Here is a 17,056-nt window from a genome sequence, read left to right on the forward strand (position 1 = left end):
ATGCCGCATTCGACGGGAGAGACCCGGGTATACCTCGTGGGCGCCGGACCCGGCGATCCCGGCCTGCTCACGCTCAAGGGCCGGGCGGCCATCGAGCGTGCCGACGTGCTCGTGTACGACCGGTTGGTGTCGCCGCGCCTGCTGGGCTACGCCCGGCCGGACTGCGAGCTCGTCTACGTGGGCAAGACCCCCGACCACCACACGCTGCCCCAGCACAAGATCAATGCCCTTCTGGTAAAGAAGGCGCTGGCCGGCAACGTGGTCGTGCGCCTGAAGGGCGGCGACCCGTTCGTGTTCGGGCGCGGCGGCGAGGAGGCGGAGGAGCTGCGCGACCACGGCCTGCCCTACGAGGTGGTGCCCGGCGTGACGTCGGCCATCGCCGCCCCCGCGTATGCGGGCATCCCGGTGACGCACCGCGACGCGGCCTCGTCGTTCACGGTGATCACGGGCCACGAGCGCGACGGCAAGGGCACCTCGGCTATCCCGTGGGGGCAGGTGGCGCGCCTCAAGGGCACGCTCGTGTTCCTCATGGGCATGGAGAACCTGCCGCGCATCGTGGACAACCTCGTGGGGCACGGCATGGATCCCGCCACCCCTGCGGCCGTCGTGCGCTACGGCACCTGGCCGATGCAGCGCACGGTGTGCGCCCCGCTGGCCTCCCTCGAGGAGCGCGTGGGCGAGGAGGGCATCGAGAACCCGGCCGTGATCGTGGTGGGGCAGGTGGCCGCGCTGCGCGGGCGCCTGTCCTGGGCGGAGCGCAAGCCGCTGTTCGGCAAGACCGTCGTGGTCACGCGGGCCCGCCACCAGGCGTCAGCCCTCGCGTCCTCCCTCGAGGAGCGCGGCGCGCAGGTCCTCGAGTTCCCGGCCATCGAGATAGCCCCCCCGACCGACCCGCGCCCGCTCGCCGAGGCGATGGCCGGTATCGAGGCGTACCACTGGGTCGTGTTCACGAGCGCGAACGGGGTGGACGCCTTCTTCGCCGAGGCCGCGGCCCAGCACCTCGACGCCCGCTGCCTGGCAGGAGCCGAGGTGGCGGCCATCGGCACGGGAACCCAGGCGGCGCTCGCGGCCCACGGCATCACGCAGGTCCAGGTTGCGCGGGAGTTCTGCGCCGAGGGTCTCGCAGGGCTGCTGGCGGATAAGGTGCGCGCGGGAGAGCGCGTGCTCATCGCCCGTGCCGAGGAGGCCCGCGACGTGCTGCCCCGGGCGCTCGAGGAACAGGGTGCCCTGGTGAGCGACGTGGCCGCGTACCGCACGCAAGCGGTGGCGGAGGGCGCGGAGGCGCTCGCGGCCGCCCTGAGCGCGGGCGACGTGGATGCCGTCACGTTCACCAGCTCGTCCACGGTGACGAACCTGCTGGCATGCCTGGGGGGCCCGACGCTGCTCGAGGGGACGGACCTGTACTCCATCGGCCCCGTGACCACGGAGACGCTGCGCGCAGCGGGCCTCGAACCCCGCGCCCAGGCGGCCGAGTACACCATCGCGGGCCTCGTGGCCGCGCTCGTCGATTCGCAAGAAGGAGAGCTCCCATGAAGATGCGCAAGCGCCCCCGCCGCCTGCGGGAAACGGCCGGCCTGCGGGCCATGGTCCGCGAGCACCACGTGCGCGTGGACGATCTGGTCTACCCGCTGTTCGTGTGCAGCGGCACGGACAAGCAGGAGCCCGTGCCCTCCATGCCCGGCGTGTTCCACTACTCCCTCGACCGGCTCGGGCCGGTGCTCGACGAGGTGGCGGGCAAGGGCATTCCCGCCATCCTCCTGTTCGGGCTGCCGCCCTTCAAAGACGCCCGCGGCACGCAGGCCTATGCCGAAGACGGCATCGTGCAGCAGGCCGTGGCCCTTGCCAAGGAACGGCAGCCCGGGCTCACCGTCATCACCGACGTGTGCCTGTGCGAGTACACCGACCACGGCCACTGCGGCCTGGTGGACGGCGAGCGCGTGCTGAACGACGAGTCGGTGGAGCTGCTGGCCGCCACGGCCGTGTCCCATGCCCGGGCGGGGGCCGACATCGTGGCGCCGTCCGACATGATGGACGGCCGCGTGGGGGCCATCCGCGACGCGCTCGACGAGAACGGCTTCGCTCACGTGGCCGTCATGTCCTACGCGGCGAAGTTCGCCTCGGCCTTCTACGGGCCGTTCCGCGAGGCGGCCGACTCGGCGCCGCAGTTCGGCGACCGCAAGAGCTACCAGATGGACCCGGCGAACGGCGACGAGGCCCTGCGCGAGGTCATGCTCGACGTGGAGGAGGGCGCGGACCTCGTCATCGTGAAGCCGGCCATGGCCTACGGCGACGTGCTGTACCGCACGAAGCAGGCCTGCGGCCTGCCCGTGGCCGCCTACTGCGTGAGCGGCGAGTACGCCATGGTGAAGGCCGCGGCCGCGCAGGGGTGGATCGACGAGCGCCGCGTGGTCATGGAGGCGCTGCTGGGCTGCAAGCGCGCGGGCGCCGACCTGCTTATCACGTACCACGCCCTCGACGTTGCCGGGTGGCTGCATGAATCGATGTGACCGACCGCGCCGGCAAGACGGCCGGCGCGGGGAAGAAGGAGGTGTGCCGGGCATGCTCGACACGACGAGAAGCGAGGAAGCGTTCCGCATTGCCTGCCGGGTGATACCGGGAGGGGTAGACTCGCCCGTGCGCGCCGCGCGCGCGGTGGGGCGCAACCCGGTGTTCCTGGCGCGCGGCGAGGGCGCGCACGTCTGGGACGTCGACGGGAACGGCTACGTGGACTACGTGGGCTCGTGGGGCCCGCTCATCTGCGGGCACGCCCATCCTGCCGTGGTGGAGGCCCTGTGCCGCGCAGCGCAGCAGGGGTCTTCCTTCGGCGCGCCCACCGAGGCCGAGACGGCGCTGGCCGAGGAGATACGCCGCGCGTACGACGCGGTGGAGATGGTGCGGTTCGTGAACTCCGGAACCGAGGCAACCATGAGCGCCCTTCGCCTGGCGCGCGGCGCCACCGGGCGCGACTACATCGTGAAGTTCGAGGGCTGCTACCACGGCCACTCCGACAGCCTGCTGGTGAAGGCCGGCAGCGGTGCGCTCACCAACGGGAATCCCAGCTCGGCCGGCGTGCCGAAGGAAGTGGCCGAGAAGACGCTCGTGGCTCGCTACAACGACAGCGAGAGCGTGGCCGCGCTGTTCGACCAGTACCGCGAGCGCATCGCCGCGGTCATCGTGGAGCCGGTCGCGGGCAACATGGGCGTGGTCCCGCCCGACCCCGGCTTCCTGCTCGACCTGCGCGCGCTCACGCTGGAGCAGGGAACCGTGCTCATCTTCGACGAGGTGATGACGGGCTTCCGCGTGGACTACGGCGGCGCCTCGCGCTATTACGGCGTGCTGCCCGACCTCGTATGCCTGGGGAAGGTCATCGGCGGCGGGCTGCCGCTCGCGGCCTTCGGCGGGCGCGCTGACCTCATGCAGGGCTTGGCCCCCCTCGGCCCGGTGTACCAGGCGGGCACCCTCTCGGGCAACCCGCTGGCCGTGGCGGGCGGCTTGGCTACGCTCAAGCTGCTGCAGGAGCCCGGCACCTACGAGAACCTTTTCAAAACCACCGCCGACCTGGCTGACGGCTTGGAGGGCATCGCGCGCGATTGCGGCGTGCCGCTGCAGGTCAACCGCGTGGGGGCCATGTTCTCGGCCTTCTTCACGGACGAGCCGGTGGTCGACTACGAAAGCGCCTGCAACGCCGATGCCGACAGGTTCGCGCGCTACTACCGGGCCATGCTGGAGGCGGGCGTGTACCTTGCCCCGAGCCAGTTCGAGGCGGCGTTCGTCTCGACGGCCCACAGCGGGCAGGACATCGCGTTCACGCTGGAGCAAGCCGAGCGCGCGATGCGCGCCCTTTAGCGCATCGCGCGGTACGTGCGTGCAGCTCGAAGACGAGTTCGCAACGGGAAGGAGGTGATTGGTATGTATATGGTTTCTCTTGACGAGGAGGCGTGCACCGGGTGCAACTCATGCGCAGACGGTTGTCCCGCGGGCATTTTGGATTTCGACGGGGAGAAGGCCTCTATCAAAGGCGACCCGTGCGACTGCATGGGCTGCGAGGCCTGCACGACGGTATGCCCGTCCGGCGCTATCACCGTGATGGAACTGTAGCGCCAACGAACCCCCCGGAAAACAGGAGGATATTATGGCAGAGAAGAGAGAAACCCCCCAGCTCGACGAGCTGGAGAAGGGTCCGTGGCCAAGCTTCGTGACCCAGATCAAGCGCGCCGGCGAGAAGAACGCCATGGCCGACGATCTGCTGGGGCTGCTCGAGACGTCCTACGAGGACAAGGTCGGCCACTGGAAGCACGGCGGCATCGTGGGCGTGAAGGGCTATGGCGGCGGCGTCATCGGCCGCTACACCGACATGCCCGAGGAGTTCCCGAACATCAGCGAGTTCCACACGGTGCGCGTGGCCCAGCCGAGCGGCTGGTTCTACACGACCGACATGCTGCGCGAGATCTGCGACGTGTGGGAGGAGCGCGGCAGCGGCCTCACGAACATGCACGGTTCCACCGGCGACATCATCTTGCTGGGAACGACCACCGACCAGCTGCAGCCCATCTTCGACGACATCAGCGACCGCGGCTTCGACCTGGGCGGCTCCGGCTCCGACCTGCGCTCGCCGAGCTGCTGCGTGGGCCCCGGCCGCTGCGAGCATGCCTGCTACGACACGCTTGACATGTGCTACGACCTGACCAACGAGTACCAGGACGAGATCCACCGTCCCATGTGGCCGTACAAGTTCAAGTTCAAGATGTCCGGCTGCGCGAACGACTGCGTGGCGGCCCAGGCGCGTGCCGACTGCTCGATCATCGGCACCTGGCGCGACTCCATCATCATCGACCAGGACGAGGTGAAGAAGTACGCCGCCGACGGCCTGGACATCCAGATGGACGTGTGCCACCGCTGCCCCTCGCACTGCCTGACCTACGACAAGGACACGCAGGAGCTCTCGGTGAACGCCGAGGAGTGCACGCGCTGCATGCACTGCATCAACGTCATGGGCAAGGCTATCAAGCAGGGCAAGGAGAAGGGCGCCACCATCATGATCGGCGCGAAGTCGACCATCGTGAAGTCCGCCTTCATGTCGTGGGTCATCGTGCCCTTCATGAAGATGGAGCCGCCCTACACCGAGTTCAAGGAGATGATGGACAGCATCTGGGACTGGTGGGACGAGAACGGCAAGACGCGCGAGCGCATCGGCGAGCTCATCTACCGCCTGGGCATGGGCGAGTTCCTGCGCGCCACGGGCATCCCGGCCGTTCCCCAGATGGTGTACCGTCCGCGCGCCAACCCCTACGTGTTCTGGCAGAAGGACGAGATCGAAGTCTAGCGCGCTCGCGCTTGAACCGTATTGTTCCCGTTGAAAGATGAGGTGAGTTACATGCCCAAGATCGACAATGGACCTCCGGACTACCGTAAGAACCTGCCGCCTATCGTGGAGCAGAACTACGGCAAGTGGGAGTACCACGAGTCGCCGCGTCCCGGCGTGCTGAAGCACGTGGGCCCGGCCGGGGCGCTGTACAGCGTCCGCTGCGCCTCGCCCCGCCTCGTGTGCGTCGACTTCATCCGCGACGTGTGCGCGCTGGCCGACAAGTACTGCGGCGGCTACCTGCGCTTCACCAGCCGCAACAACATCGAGTTCCTCGTGTCGGACGAGCAGAACGTCGAGCCGCTCATCGAGGAGTGCGAAGCTCAAGGGCTGCCCGTGGGCGGCACCGGCGCGTCCATCAGCAACGTCGTGCACACGCAGGGCTGGGTGCACTGCCATACGCCGGCCACCGACGCTTCCGGCATCACGAAGGCGGTCATGGACGACCTGTTCGAGTACTTCAAGCGCGACGACCTGCCCAACAAGCTGCGCATTGCCATGGCGTGCTGCCTGAACATGTGCGGCGCCGCCCACGTGAGCGACATCGCGCTCGTCGGCATCCACCGCACCGTGCCGCGCATGGACCACGATGCCATCCGCAAGGGCACCGAGATCCCGAGCCTGGTGGCCTGCTGCCCCACGGCGGCCATCCGCCCCGACCCGAAGAACAAGAGCGTGACCATCGTGGAGGAGCGCTGCATGTACTGCGGCAACTGCTACACCATGTCGCCCGGCATGCACATCATGGACGCCAAGAACGACGGCGTGGCCATCTTGATCGGCGGCAAGGTGTCCAACGCCCGCACCGCGCCCAGCTTCTCGCGCATGGTCATCCCGTTTCTGCCGAACAACCCGCCGCGCTGGCCCGAGGTCACCGAGGCGGTGCGCCACATCGTGGACCTCTGGATCGCCAACGCCCGGAGGGGCGAGCGCCTGGGCGAGTGGGTCGAGCGCATCGGCTGGGAGCGCTTCTTCAGCCTGTCGGGCATCCCGTTCACCGACAAGCACATCGACGACTACATCTTCTCGCGCGAGACGTTCAGGACGTCGGCGGCGTTCAAGTACTAGCGTTTCGAGCTCTCAATCCGCGTCGGCGGGGCCGGCGGAACCGGTCGGCGCGGATTGGTCAACGATAGCCGATGACATCGCTTATCGCTGATCGAGTGTTTGAGGGACGAGCGGCGATGCAGCTGCTCGAACAAAGAAAAGGGGATATTATGTCAACAAACAATACCAAGACCAACGGCGGGGGCCTCAAGAGCCTCTATTTGAAGGAGGACTGGTGGGCCGTATGGATCGGCCTCGGCATCGTCATCGTCGCCCTGATCCTCTGGGCAACCGGGCAGTCCGGCATCCTGGGCGCCCTTAACGTCAAGTTCGCAGGATACAGCGACTTCTCGGGCCTGCTGCCGTGCGTGACCGGGATCTTCCCGAACGCCATCATCCTCTACGTCGTATTGGCCGTCATCTTCTCGGTCGTCATGGGAATCATGGGAAAGAACGTTCCCAAGTTCCTCGGGGGCTTCACGCTCCTGTACGTGATGGCCATCTTGGTCCAGATCCTTTCCGCTTGGAGCCTGGCGAAGCAGTTCAGCCTCGAAGCGCCGGTTATGGCCCTGATCGTGGGCATCATCATCGGCAACTTCGTGAAGATCCCGGACTGGTTCGAAGCCGGCATGCGCACCGAGTTCTACGTGAAGACCGGCATCGTGCTCATGGGCGCCACGCTTCCCTTCACGCTGATCCTGCAGTCCGGCCCGGTGGCCCTCATGCAGGCCACGGTCATCGCCGTGTCCACCTTCCTGGTGATCTACTTCTGCGCCACGCGCCTGTTCAAGCTTGAGAAGCCGTTCGCGGCGACGCTGGCCACCGGCGGCTCCATCTGCGGCGTGTCGGCCTCCATCGCCATCGGGTCTGCCGTGAACGCCAAGAAGGAGCATGTGTCCGTCTCCATCTCCATGGTGGTCATCTGGGCCACCATCATGGTGTTCCTGCTTCCCATCATCTGCCGTGCCCTGGGGCTTTCCGACGGCGCTTCCGGCGCCTGGATCGGCACGTCCGAGTTCGCGGACGCCGCCGGCATGGCTGCTGCCGCCCAGTTCGGCGATGGTGCCATCACCACGTTCACCCTCATGAAGGTCGTCGGCCGCGACATCTTCGTGGGCGTGTGGGCCTTCATCCTGGCCATCATCTCCGTCACCATGTGGGAGAAGGGCGAAAGCGCCGACGGCACCCGCCAGAAGCCGTCCGCCGGCGTTATCTGGGAGCGTTTCCCGAAGTTCGTCGTGGGCTTCTTCATCGCCTCCATCATCATCACCGTCGTGACGCTGGCCAGCACCCCCGACGTTGCGGCCACCATCGACAAGCAGGTGCTCGGTCCCATCAAGGGCCTGCGCGGCTGGGCGTTCATCCTGTGCTTCCTCTGCATCGGCCTGACCACGCGCTTCAAGGCGCTGGCTGCCACCGGCTGGAAGCCCTTCGCGGCCTTCACCTGCGGCGTCGTGGTCAACGTGGCGCTCGGCTTCCTCTTCTCCACGATTATCCTGAACAGCTACTGGACGACCGTGGGACTTGGGTAAGCAATGGACGAGCCAACCGTAGTCAAGCATACCTGCATTCAAAGCGCCTGCTTCTTCCTCCCGTTCTTCGAGGCGGGGGAGTGGCGCCGGAGGGGGAAATCGCCTTGGAAGTCCGTCAAGAAGATCGAGGCGACTCCGGATGCGATTCGCGAGCTCGCGGCCTACACGAACCGGTGCATGTCGCACAGCGCGGCCGTCATGGAGTTCCTGCTTAGCATCCATGACGACTGGGAGATCACCGTCAAGAAGGACGGGGTGTGGATGGAAACGGAGACGATGATCTACGAGGACATCCTCCCCCAGCTCGAAGAGGCGGGGATCAGCGAGAACGACTACGCGCTCTACAGCGAGTACACGCGCAAATGGGGCATGATCTAGCCCCGGAGGTTCATGCTTGAAGCCGCAGGCGGTCTCGCGAAAACGGGGCTGCCTGCGGTTTTTTCACCACAGGGGCGATGCGAGGGGAAAGGGAGCAAGATGAGAGCTTACGAGCGTATCGTGGAGGTGCTCGGCGACGAGGCCGACGCGGAGTCTCGCGAATGGGTGCGCCGCAAATACACCGTCAGAGTGCGCGTCGCGGGGGTTGCCGCCTTCGCGTTCTTCGTGATGATCATGGGGATGTCGGGTACTCCCTGGTTCGCCATCAGCACGTTCGTCCTTTTGCCGCTCATGATCGTCGCGGTGTTCTTCGGGGTGTTCATGAGAGGCTCGGTGAACAAGGGCCTCACGCGCCTCATCGACGACGACTGCGACCCGCTCCTGTGCGCTCGCCGGACGCTCGCCCTGCTCGAGAAGGACAAGAAGAACGCCGACCCGCGCAGCGGCCTGTTCAGCTATGCCTACGCCCTGCGATGGCAGGGGAAGTGGAACGAGGCGGCCAAGCTCATGCGGGATTTGGAGGACGATCCCGACCCCCAGGGGATGTTCCTCTACCACAACCTTCTGGCGTACTGTGCGTGGGACAAGCGCGACCTCAAGGGCCTCACTGCCGAGGTCAAGGCTTTGAAGGAGCTGCCCGCCGAGGGGCTGTCGAAGGATGCTGCTTCCCACATTGCCGAGCACGTGGCCCTGCGCGATATGCTGTCAAAGGAGCTTAACGGGAAGCCGTCCAAGGCGGCGGCCGGGTATCTCCAGGTTGCCGATGACCCCAAGGCCCTCCCCGCGCATCGCGTGCTGTTCTCGCTGAAGGCGGCGGGCTGCCTGGCCGATCCTGCCGAGCGGCATGCGCGCCTTGCCTACGTGGCGGAGCATGGCGGTACCACCTGGTGCACGGCGGAAGCGAGGAAGCAGTTGGAGAAGGAGTCCCGCAAGGAGCTCGCCGGTGCCCCTGCGGGCACGGCGTCCTAGGCGGGCACGAGGGAAGGGGCCAACGTGTCCGACATCACGAAAAGCGGGGTGCGGGCGCTTGTCGAGGCCGGCGACGAGACGGCTATCCTGGCGCTGTTCGACGAGGACCCGCATCGGGTGCAGCGCTTCCTCAAGCGGCTGGCCTGCGCGCCCGACGTGGCGCACCACGCGCGCACCGTCGCGTGCTTCCGCATGCTCTCGCGCGAGCGGTCGGCGGGTATGCCCGAGTTCTTCCGGGAGACCATCCGGCGCAGCCTGTGGGAGATGAACGAGGAGGGCGGCAACGTGGCGTGGTCGGCGCCGGAAATCGCCGCCGCCGTGGTGGCCGGCGCGCCCGAGCGTTACGGTCGGTTCGCCTCGTACCTGATCATGGCCGCTCTCGACGAGCCCACGTTCCACCCGAGCCTGCTCGCCGCCGCCGACCTCCTGGCCGCCGCCGACCCCGCGCTGGTGGAGGAGTTCCTGCCCCAGCTGGAGTCCCTGCGCCGCTGAGCCGGCGGGCGTGCTGTTATTAACGGCGGAACTCGTTACACGAATGCAAGGAAACTGGAACCGACCGAAGGTCCGTCTCTACAAAAGGGTTGCGCAGGCGGTCCGCTCGGCTTCCAGCAGCTCTTCCAGGAGGCGCTCGGCGGCCTCTTCATCGGCGGCTTGCACGAGGCGCTGGACGCGGCCGTCGGTGGCCTGCTGCCAGAAGCGGAGGCGGGCGGGCTCGTCGGGCAGGGCGGCGATGGCGCGCGGGCGCCAGGCGGCCAGAAGGTCGAGGTAGGCCTCGAAGCCCGCGGGGATGCGCTCCTCCAGCTCGCTGCGCAGCCGGCGCGCCGTGAGCGGGCTCGCGCCCTCGGTGGACACGGCGATGGACAGCTTGCCCCGGCGCAGCACCGAGGGGAGGAAGAACGTGCAGAGCTCCGGCCGGTCGGCCACGTTCACCATGAGATGCGCCCCCGACGCGTCGCGGTAGGCCCGCGCGTTCACATCCTCGTCGTCGGTGGCCACGAACACGATGTCGGCGCCGCTCAGATCGGCAGCGTCGTAGGCCTTGGCGCGCCAGGCGCACCGGCCCGCGTCGGCGAGCGCGCGCAGGGCTTCCGTGACCTCGGGCGCGACGACGGTGACGTGCGCTCCGGCGGGCAGCAACCCTTCGACCTTCCGGGTGGCGACGGCGCCTCCGCCCACGACGAGCGCGGCGCGGTCCTGCAGGACGAGCGAGACGGGATACGTTGGCATGGCGCCCCTTTCCCCAAGGCATGGGCGGGCTCGGCGCCCGCGCCTGCCATTGTAGCGCACACGGTGGCGGGCGGCTGCCGAAACGCGGGGCAAAAAGCGTCAAAAATGATGGTTGACCAGGGGTTGAAGGTGGTCATCGCGTTTCGTAATGCCTTGATGAAAACCTTTTATTTTACAGGTGGCGAACAGGATGATTTACTGGTAGCTGCGTGGGGAAGGGCAACGGGTTCGGTCCGGTATGCCTTCCTTGGCACGCGCCCTATCGAGGAGGAGGCTCGTATGCAAAAAGGTGCTGCAGATCCTGCCATCAAGCAAAAAGTTCTCGATTACCTTGACACGGTGGAGAAGGCGAAGAGCAAGGAGATAGCCAAGGCGATCTCCGAGGAGAAATCCGCCGTCGACCTGGCTGTCAAGGAGCTTGCGTTCGAGGACAAGGTCGAATACCTCTACATCACCACCACGTTCGTCGCCCTGAAGGGCAAAGTCGCCCCTCCCGAATAAGACGCGCTCATGGGCACGGTCTACGGGGAGATCGACGCGAGGAGAAGTTCCCTATTCAAGGCTTGGAGGGCGTGTTTCGACGGCGGGTCCGCATCCGCCTTCCCCGTTGCAGCGGGGAAGGCGGGCCGGTTCTCCAATCCCGCCGCCTATCTTGCCGATGAGTGCGCGAGCGACGTGCTCGCCTGGTTGGCAGGCGCAGGGGGAGAGGCGGACATTCCCGCCTCGGTGGCCGACTGGTGCCGCCTGCGAGCCGTCCAGGAGACGGACCAGGCGCATGCGTTGCGCCCTCTTCTCGATCTGAAGCAGGTTGTCCGCGATGCCGTGGGCGCCGCAGCCGGCGACGGCGAGCTCGCCTTGGTGGACGAGCGCATCGACGCCTTGGGGCGCTACGCGTCCGACCGGTACGTCGAATCTCGGGAGAAGCTGAACCAGATCAGGTTGGACGAGATGCAGAGAGGTGAGGGTCTCATGAACAGAAGGCTGGCCCGCGATAGGGCCCGGCGCGAGGGGGACGCGGTATGAGGATCGTCGGCCCCCTGATCTTGACGTTGGCCCTTGCCGCCGTGGCCTGGGTGGGCACGCAGTATGCGGGCCTCTACGCCGTGTTCGGCATCGTCATTCCCTACCTCGCTCTGGCGAGCTTCGTGGGCGGGTTCGTGTTCCGCCTCGTGAAGTGGGGGAAGTCGGCCGTGCCGTTCCGCATTCCCACCACCTGCGGCCAGCAGAAGTCGCTGCCGTGGGTCAAGCAGAACAAGATAGAGAACCCCTCGTCCTTCGCGGGCGTCGTGGGCCGTATGCTGCTCGAGGTGCTGGTGTTCCGGTCGCTGTTCCGCAACACGAAGACCGAGAAGCAGGGCGAGGCCCTCGGCGTGGGATCGGCGAAGTGGCTGTGGCTGGGCGCGCTCGTGTTCCACTGGTCCATGCTGATCATCGTGCTGCGCCACCTGCGCTTCTTCCTGGAGCCGGTGCCGGGCGCCATCATGGCCCTCGAAGGCGCCGACGCGTTCTTCCAGATCGGGCTGCCGGCGCTCTACCTCACCGACCTCTTGATCGTCAGCGCGCTCACGTTCCTGTTCGTCCGGCGCGTCGTGATCCCCCGCGTGCGCTACCTGTCGCTGCCGAACGACTTCTTCCCGCTGTTCCTGCTGCTGGGCGTGGTCATAGCCGGCATCGCGATGCGCTACTTCTTCCGCGTTGACATCGAGGGGGTCAAGGAGGTGGCCATGGGGTTGGTGACGCTGCACCCCGTGGTGGTGGCCGGCATAGGCCCCATCTTCTACGTGCACCTGTTCCTGGCGAGCGTGCTCATCGGGTACTTCCCGTGGAGCAAGCTCATGCATGCCGGCGGCATCGTGCTGTCGCCCACGCGCAACCAGGCCAACGACAGCCGCGCGGTGCGCCACGTGAACCCGTGGAACCCCGACCTGCCCGTGCACACGTACGCCGAATACGAAGACGAGTTCAAGGACAAGCTGGTCAAGGCCGGGTTGCCGCTGGATGCGGAGTGAGGGCGATGGCGAAACTACCGAAACAAGACGAGCTTCTGGACTTCTCCTTCGACGTGCCCAAGACGGGCTGGATGCACACGCCCACCGAGTTCAAGGAGGGCATGTACTGCTACGGCACGAAGCCCAAGAACCTCGAGGTCGTGGGCATGCCGAACGGCCACGACTGGTCGCCGGCCGACGAGGACTGGCACCTGCCGGAGGGTTGGAAGGACATCGTCCTCAACGGCATGGAAGACCTCATGAAGAAGTACCGCTCGTTCAAGCTGTACATGGACGTGTGCGTGCGCTGCGGCGCCTGCGCCGACAAGTGCCACTTCTACCAGGGCACGGGCGACCCCAAGAACATGCCGGTGGTGCGCGCGGAGCTGCTGCGCTCGGTGTACCGCCGCTACTTCACCACGTCCGGCAAGCTGCTCGGCGAGCTGGTGGGCGCACGCGACCTCACCGAGGACGTCATCAAGGAGTGGCACTACTACTTCTACCAGTGCACGGAATGCCGCCGCTGCTCGGTGTTCTGCCCCTACGGCATCGACCAGGCCGAGATCACCCTCATGGGCCGCGAGCTGCTGAACCTGCTGGGCCTGAACACCGAGTGGATAGCCGGGCCGGTTGCCAACTGCTACATGAAGGGCAACCACGTGGGCCTCGAGCCCCAGACCATCATGAGCAACATAGAGTTCCTCATGGAGGACCTGCAGGACATCACCGGCAAGACCATCAACCCGTCGTTCAACCGCAAGGGCGCAGAGATCCTGTTCGTGGTGCCGTCGGGCGACTTGTACGCCGAGCCCGGCACGTACACGTTCATGGGCTACATGCTGCTGTTCGAGCAGCTGGGGCTGGACTACACGCTGTCCACGTACGCCTCGGAAGGCGGCAACTTCGGCTTCTTCACGGCCAACGACATGGCCAAGCGCCTGAACGCGAAGATGTACGCCGAGGCGAAGCGCCTGGGCGTGAAGTGGATACTGGGCGGCGAGTGCGGCCACATGTGGCGCCTGGTGAACCAGTACATGGACACGTGGAACGGCCCGGCGGACTTCCTGGAGGTTCCCGTGTCGCCCATCACCGGCACGCGGTTCGAGAATGCGGCCTCCACGAAGATGGTGCACATCACCGAGTTCACGGCCGACCTGCTGTACCACGACAAGATCAAGGTGGACCCGAGCCGCAACGACCATCTGGTGGTCACGTACCACGACTCGTGCAACACCTCGCGCGCCATGGGCCTTTTGGAGGAGCCGCGCTACATCATCAACAAGGTGTGCAACCACTTCCACGAGATGCCCGAGGAGACCATCCGCGAGAAGACGCTGTGCTGCGGCAGCGGATCGGGCCTGAACGCGGGCGAGAACATGGAACTGCGCATGCGCGGCGGCTTCCCGCGCGCGAACGCCGTGCGCCACGTGCGCGACAAGTACGGCGTGAACACGCTCGCGAACATCTGCGCGCTCGACCGCGCGTCGTTCCCGGCCCTCATGGACTACTGGGTGCCCGGGACGAAGGTCATGGGCGTGCACGAGCTGGTGGGCAACGCGCTCGTGCTGGACGGCGAGGGCGAGCGCACGCTCGACCTGCGCCTGGAGGAGCTGCCGAAGAAGCCCGCGCCGGCGTCCGCAGGGGACGCGGGGGCGACGAGCGACGGGGAAGGCGGGACGGACCATGTATAAGGGAGGAAGGATCATCGCCTTCGCGGCGCTGTTCTGCTTGGCGGTGCTGTCGCCGTTCATCGTGAACCTGGCCAACGCCGCGCCAGCCCCCGAGACGAGCCTCGACACGCCCGCCATCAACGCGCAGCAGACGAAGGAGTGCGTGGCGTCGACGGAGTACATGAAGGACAACCACATGCAGCTGCTCGACGAGTGGCGCAACGACGTGGTGCGCGACGGCTCGCGCGAGTACGAGAGCGCATCGGGGCAGGTGTACGAGAAGAGCCTGGACGGCACCTGCCTGGAATGCCACTCGAACCGCGAGGAGTTCTGCGATTCCTGCCACGACTACGCGTCGGTCGATCCGTACTGCTGGGACTGCCACGACGGCGAAGCGTCATGAGGCACGGGCGGCCAAGGCGTTTCACGGGGGCGATGAGAGGAGCCGGGTACCGGTCATGAAGAGACGTGATTTTCTGATAGCGGGAGCTGCGCTCGGCGTTGCCGGCCTGGGCTGCCTGGGCGGCTGCAGCTCGTACACCGGGACGGCCCGAGCGTCCGCAGGCGGCGTCGAGGGCCGGCATTGGGGGTTCGTGGTCGACGTGGAGCGGTTCAACCGCGAGGCCGACATGGGCAAGATCCAGGCGGCGTGCCATCATGCCCACAACGTTCCCGACATCGGCGATCCGAAGGAGGAGGTCAAGTGGATATGGGGCGAGCCTTTCGAGGCCAGCTTCGCCGACATCCACTCCGAGCACCCCTCGCGCGAACTGGAAGAAGCCACCGTGCCGGTGCTCTGCAACCACTGCGAGGAGCCGCCGTGCGTGCGCGTGTGCCCCACGAAGGCCACGTTCAAGCGAGACGACGGCATCGTCGAGATGGACTACCACCGCTGCATCGGCTGCCGGTTCTGCATGGCGGCCTGCCCCTACGGCGCGCGCAGCCTGAACTTCCGCGATCCGGGGCCGTACCTCGACGAGGTCGATCCCTCCTATCCCACGCGCACGAAGGGCGTGGTGGAGAAGTGCATGATGTGCGCTGACCGCATCGACGCGGGCGAGCTGCCGCTGTGCGTGGAGGCTTCGAACGGCACCATCCTGTTCGGCGACCTGAACGATCCGGACTCCGACGTGCGCCGTGCGCTCGACGAGTCGTTCGCCGTGAGAAGGCGCACGTCGCTCGGCACCGGCCCGAGCGTCTACTACATGATCAAGGGAGGCGAGGCGCATGCTTGAGAAGGCTTTGCGCGGCTCTAAGGGCTACTATGCCTGGGTCGGCATCCTGCTGCTGGGCATCGTCGCGGGCGTGGCCGCCTATGCGAACCAGCTGGCGAACGGCCTCACGCTCACCGGCATGAGCCGCGACGTATCGTGGGGCCTGTACATTTCCCAGTTCGTGTTCCTGGTGGGCGTGGCGGCCTCGGGCGTCATGGTGGCCATCCCGTACTACCTGCACCATTTCAAGACCTACGCGAAGATCGTCGTCATCGGCGAGTTCATGGCGGTGGCGGCCGTGCTCACGGCCGTGCTGTTCATTGTGGTGGACTTGGGCCAGCCCATGCGCGTGCTGAACGTGATCCTGTTCCCCACGCCGAACTCCATCCTGTTCTGGGACATGTGCGTGCTCTCGTCGTACCTGGTGGTGAACCTGGTCATCGGGTGGACGGTGCTCGGCGCCGAGAAGAAGGGCTTCCCGCCGCCCCGGTGGACGCATGTGCTGAGCATCATCGCCATTCCGCTGGCCATCGGCATCCACACGGTCACGGCGTTCTTGATCTCGGGTTTGGCGGGGCGCGAGTACTGGCTCACGGCCATCATGGCCGCGCGTTTCCTGGCTTCCGCGTTCGCCGCAGGGCCGGCGCTGCTCATCGTGCTGTGCCTGGTGCTGCGCAAGACCGCGCGGTTCAACGTGAGCGACAAGGCCATCGACTCGCTCGCGAAGACGGTGTGCTACGCCATGATCGCCAACGTGTTCTTCTTCATACTCGAGGTGTTCACGGCCTTCTACAGCAACATGCCCGGGCACAAGGCTCCCATCGAGTACCTGTTCTTCGGCTTGGACGGCCATGCGCAGCTCGTTCCCGTCATGTGGCTGGCGGCTGTGCTGGCCATCGGGGGCATCCTGCTTCTGCTCGTGCCCAAGCTGCGGCGTTCCCACAAGGTGCTCGTGCCGGCGCTTGCGGCGGTGTTCTTCGCCTGCCTGATCGACAAGGGGCTGGGCCTCGTGCTGGGCGGCTTCGTGCCGAACTCGTTCGAGCAGGTGGTGGAGTATATCCCCAATCCGAACGAGCTCCTGGTCATCGTGGGCGTGTACAGCATCGGGGCGCTCGCGCTCACCGTGCTGTGCAAGGTGGCCGTGGGCGTGCGCGCCGAGAACGGCGACCTCGCCCCGGTGCCGGCGGCGCCGAAAGGCGCGGGCGCGGAGGCGGGCGACGGCCGCGCGGAAGGTGGCGTCGCGGTGGGCGGTGCCCTGGAGGAGCCGGCCGCCTCGTAGAGACGAGCATCGGCCGGCGGAGCAGTCCGTCGGCTGGTCATAGATGATGCACGACGATCAAAGGAGGATAGCTATGGCTGAGTTGGTGGTTGGAGATCGCACGCTCGCGCTCGACGAGGACGGGTTCCTCGAGGACGCCAGCCTGTGGGACGAAGAGGTTGCGGAGAAGCTCGCCGAGACCGAGGACGTGGTGCTGACCGACGAGCACTGGGAGGTCATCAACTACCTGCGCGGGTACTACGCCGAGTTCGGCGTGGCCCCCATGGTGCGCAAGATGCTGAGGGACACCGGCAAGTCCAACGCCGAGATCTACGAGCTGTTCCCCAGCGGCCCCGGCAAGGGAGCCTGCAAGATCGCCGGCCTGCTGAAGCCGACCGGCTGCGTGTAGGC

General features: G+C 66.6%; 19 protein-coding genes. 18 read left to right on the plus strand and 1 reads right to left on the minus strand.

All coding sequences use genetic code 11. The features are described from left to right. The 10 genes from cobA (at position 1) to K9U15_RS12685 (ending at position 9,780) form a co-directional block, all read left to right on the plus strand. Positions 1 to 1,533, plus strand: coding sequence for a uroporphyrinogen-III C-methyltransferase (cobA, locus tag K9U15_RS12640; RefSeq protein ID WP_227115064.1), 1,533 nt, complete (start codon positions 1 to 3; stop codon positions 1,531 to 1,533). Then, on the plus strand, positions 1,530 to 2,507 hold the full coding sequence (hemB, locus tag K9U15_RS12645) for a porphobilinogen synthase (protein ID WP_087189914.1): 978 nt from the start codon (positions 1,530 to 1,532) through the stop codon (positions 2,505 to 2,507). The genes cobA and hemB overlap by 4 nt, the downstream gene beginning before the upstream one ends. Before the next feature lie 52 nt (positions 2,508 to 2,559). After that, positions 2,560 to 3,846 (plus strand): glutamate-1-semialdehyde 2,1-aminomutase, encoded by a 1,287-nt coding sequence (gene hemL / locus K9U15_RS12650; RefSeq protein WP_087189913.1) that lies wholly within the window; start codon positions 2,560 to 2,562, stop codon positions 3,844 to 3,846. Positions 3,847 to 3,909: 63 nt separating this feature from the next. Further along, entirely contained in the window at positions 3,910 to 4,098 is a 189-nt protein-coding gene (locus K9U15_RS12655; protein WP_087189912.1) for a 4Fe-4S dicluster domain-containing protein, read from the plus strand. A 34-nt stretch (positions 4,099 to 4,132) separates the two neighbouring features. Then, positions 4,133 to 5,323, plus strand: a complete 1,191-nt coding sequence (dsrA, locus tag K9U15_RS12660; RefSeq protein ID WP_154270036.1) for a dissimilatory-type sulfite reductase subunit alpha — start codon at positions 4,133 to 4,135, stop codon at positions 5,321 to 5,323. 51 nt (positions 5,324 to 5,374) lie between these two features. Continuing rightward, positions 5,375 to 6,430 carry a dissimilatory-type sulfite reductase subunit beta gene (dsrB, locus tag K9U15_RS12665; protein ID WP_087189910.1) on the plus strand — a complete coding sequence of 352 codons (1,056 nt, stop codon included), beginning with the start codon at positions 5,375 to 5,377 and terminating at the stop codon, positions 6,428 to 6,430. Between the two features lie 149 nt (positions 6,431 to 6,579). Beyond that, positions 6,580 to 7,941: a YeiH family protein gene (locus tag K9U15_RS12670; RefSeq protein ID WP_154270035.1), complete on the plus strand. Its 1,362-nt coding sequence runs from the start codon at positions 6,580 to 6,582 to the stop codon at positions 7,939 to 7,941. 3 nt (positions 7,942 to 7,944) lie between these two features. Further along, positions 7,945 to 8,319 carry a hypothetical protein gene (locus K9U15_RS12675; protein ID WP_154270034.1) on the plus strand — a complete coding sequence of 125 codons (375 nt, stop codon included), beginning with the start codon at positions 7,945 to 7,947 and terminating at the stop codon, positions 8,317 to 8,319. A gap of 99 nt (positions 8,320 to 8,418) precedes the next feature. Further along, complete coding sequence (locus K9U15_RS12680; RefSeq protein ID WP_301156288.1) at positions 8,419 to 9,288, plus strand: hypothetical protein; 870 nt, start codon at positions 8,419 to 8,421, stop codon at positions 9,286 to 9,288. Positions 9,289 to 9,312: 24 nt separating this feature from the next. Beyond that, positions 9,313 to 9,780, plus strand: coding sequence for a hypothetical protein (locus K9U15_RS12685; protein WP_096227836.1), 468 nt, complete (start codon positions 9,313 to 9,315; stop codon positions 9,778 to 9,780). 78 nt (positions 9,781 to 9,858) lie between these two features. Here the strand turns inward: K9U15_RS12685 and K9U15_RS12690 are convergent, their stop codons facing one another. Beyond that, the gene (locus K9U15_RS12690) at positions 9,859 to 10,515 is read right to left on the minus strand and encodes a bifunctional precorrin-2 dehydrogenase/sirohydrochlorin ferrochelatase (protein WP_123673291.1); all 657 of its coding nucleotides are present in this window, start codon (positions 10,513 to 10,515) and stop codon (positions 9,859 to 9,861) included. A 105-nt stretch (positions 10,516 to 10,620) separates the two neighbouring features. Here K9U15_RS12690 and K9U15_RS12695 point away from each other — a divergent pair, with 105 nt between their 5' ends. From K9U15_RS12695 to K9U15_RS12730, 8 genes are all read left to right on the plus strand, one after another. After that, positions 10,621 to 11,016 (plus strand): hypothetical protein, encoded by a 396-nt coding sequence (locus K9U15_RS12695; protein WP_206613322.1) that lies wholly within the window; start codon positions 10,621 to 10,623, stop codon positions 11,014 to 11,016. A 9-nt stretch (positions 11,017 to 11,025) separates the two neighbouring features. Beyond that, on the plus strand, positions 11,026 to 11,538 hold the full coding sequence (locus tag K9U15_RS12700; RefSeq protein ID WP_114569141.1) for a hypothetical protein: 513 nt from the start codon (positions 11,026 to 11,028) through the stop codon (positions 11,536 to 11,538). After that, positions 11,535 to 12,524, plus strand: coding sequence for a sulfate reduction electron transfer complex DsrMKJOP subunit DsrM (gene dsrM / locus K9U15_RS12705; protein ID WP_015539527.1), 990 nt, complete (start codon positions 11,535 to 11,537; stop codon positions 12,522 to 12,524). The genes K9U15_RS12700 and dsrM overlap by 4 nt, the downstream gene beginning before the upstream one ends. A gap of 5 nt (positions 12,525 to 12,529) precedes the next feature. After that, a complete protein-coding gene (gene dsrK / locus K9U15_RS12710; RefSeq protein WP_123673289.1) occupies positions 12,530 to 14,194 on the plus strand; it encodes a sulfate reduction electron transfer complex DsrMKJOP subunit DsrK in 1,665 nt (554 codons plus the stop codon). Continuing rightward, the gene (gene dsrJ, locus K9U15_RS12715) at positions 14,187 to 14,576 is read left to right on the plus strand and encodes a sulfate reduction electron transfer complex DsrMKJOP subunit DsrJ (protein ID WP_015539529.1); all 390 of its coding nucleotides are present in this window, start codon (positions 14,187 to 14,189) and stop codon (positions 14,574 to 14,576) included. The genes dsrK and dsrJ overlap by 8 nt, the downstream gene beginning before the upstream one ends. A gap of 55 nt (positions 14,577 to 14,631) precedes the next feature. Further along, positions 14,632 to 15,408, plus strand: a complete 777-nt coding sequence (gene dsrO / locus K9U15_RS12720; protein WP_087189899.1) for a sulfate reduction electron transfer complex DsrMKJOP subunit DsrO — start codon at positions 14,632 to 14,634, stop codon at positions 15,406 to 15,408. Next, on the plus strand, positions 15,401 to 16,666 hold the full coding sequence (dsrP, locus tag K9U15_RS12725) for a sulfate reduction electron transfer complex DsrMKJOP subunit DsrP (RefSeq protein ID WP_087189898.1): 1,266 nt from the start codon (positions 15,401 to 15,403) through the stop codon (positions 16,664 to 16,666). The genes dsrO and dsrP overlap by 8 nt, the downstream gene beginning before the upstream one ends. Positions 16,667 to 16,739: 73 nt before the next feature. Then, on the plus strand, positions 16,740 to 17,054 hold the full coding sequence (locus tag K9U15_RS12730; RefSeq protein ID WP_015539531.1) for a TusE/DsrC/DsvC family sulfur relay protein: 315 nt from the start codon (positions 16,740 to 16,742) through the stop codon (positions 17,052 to 17,054). The last annotated feature ends 2 nt before the right edge of the window (positions 17,055 to 17,056 follow it).

It is taken from the genome of Gordonibacter sp. RACS_AR68 (assembly GCF_030418485.1).
In the GTDB taxonomy this organism is placed as follows: domain Bacteria; phylum Actinomycetota; class Coriobacteriia; order Coriobacteriales; family Eggerthellaceae; genus Gordonibacter; species Gordonibacter urolithinfaciens.

Bases quoted from the DNA above. Each gene is read 5' to 3' on its own strand.
- cobA (WP_227115064.1), top strand. From the start codon at position 1: ATGCCGCATTCGACGGGAGAGACCCGGGTATACCTCGTGGGCGCCGGA.
- hemB (WP_087189914.1), top strand. From the start codon at position 1,530: ATGAAGATGCGCAAGCGCCCCCGCCGCCTGCGGGAAACGGCCGGCCTG.
- hemL (WP_087189913.1), top strand. From the start codon at position 2,560: ATGCTCGACACGACGAGAAGCGAGGAAGCGTTCCGCATTGCCTGCCGG.
- K9U15_RS12655 (WP_087189912.1), top strand. From the start codon at position 3,910: ATGTATATGGTTTCTCTTGACGAGGAGGCGTGCACCGGGTGCAACTCA.
- dsrA (WP_154270036.1), top strand. From the start codon at position 4,133: ATGGCAGAGAAGAGAGAAACCCCCCAGCTCGACGAGCTGGAGAAGGGT.
- dsrB (WP_087189910.1), top strand. From the start codon at position 5,375: ATGCCCAAGATCGACAATGGACCTCCGGACTACCGTAAGAACCTGCCG.
- K9U15_RS12670 (WP_154270035.1), top strand. From the start codon at position 6,580: ATGTCAACAAACAATACCAAGACCAACGGCGGGGGCCTCAAGAGCCTC.
- K9U15_RS12675 (WP_154270034.1), top strand. From the start codon at position 7,945: ATGGACGAGCCAACCGTAGTCAAGCATACCTGCATTCAAAGCGCCTGC.
- K9U15_RS12680 (WP_301156288.1), top strand. From the start codon at position 8,419: ATGAGAGCTTACGAGCGTATCGTGGAGGTGCTCGGCGACGAGGCCGAC.
- K9U15_RS12690 (WP_123673291.1), bottom strand. From the start codon at position 10,515: ATGCCAACGTATCCCGTCTCGCTCGTCCTGCAGGACCGCGCCGCGCTC.
- K9U15_RS12695 (WP_206613322.1), top strand. From the start codon at position 10,621: ATGATGGTTGACCAGGGGTTGAAGGTGGTCATCGCGTTTCGTAATGCC.
- K9U15_RS12700 (WP_114569141.1), top strand. From the start codon at position 11,026: ATGGGCACGGTCTACGGGGAGATCGACGCGAGGAGAAGTTCCCTATTC.
- dsrM (WP_015539527.1), top strand. From the start codon at position 11,535: ATGAGGATCGTCGGCCCCCTGATCTTGACGTTGGCCCTTGCCGCCGTG.
- dsrK (WP_123673289.1), top strand. From the start codon at position 12,530: ATGGCGAAACTACCGAAACAAGACGAGCTTCTGGACTTCTCCTTCGAC.
- dsrJ (WP_015539529.1), top strand. From the start codon at position 14,187: ATGTATAAGGGAGGAAGGATCATCGCCTTCGCGGCGCTGTTCTGCTTG.
- dsrO (WP_087189899.1), top strand. From the start codon at position 14,632: ATGAAGAGACGTGATTTTCTGATAGCGGGAGCTGCGCTCGGCGTTGCC.
- dsrP (WP_087189898.1), top strand. From the start codon at position 15,401: ATGCTTGAGAAGGCTTTGCGCGGCTCTAAGGGCTACTATGCCTGGGTC.
- K9U15_RS12730 (WP_015539531.1), top strand. From the start codon at position 16,740: ATGGCTGAGTTGGTGGTTGGAGATCGCACGCTCGCGCTCGACGAGGAC.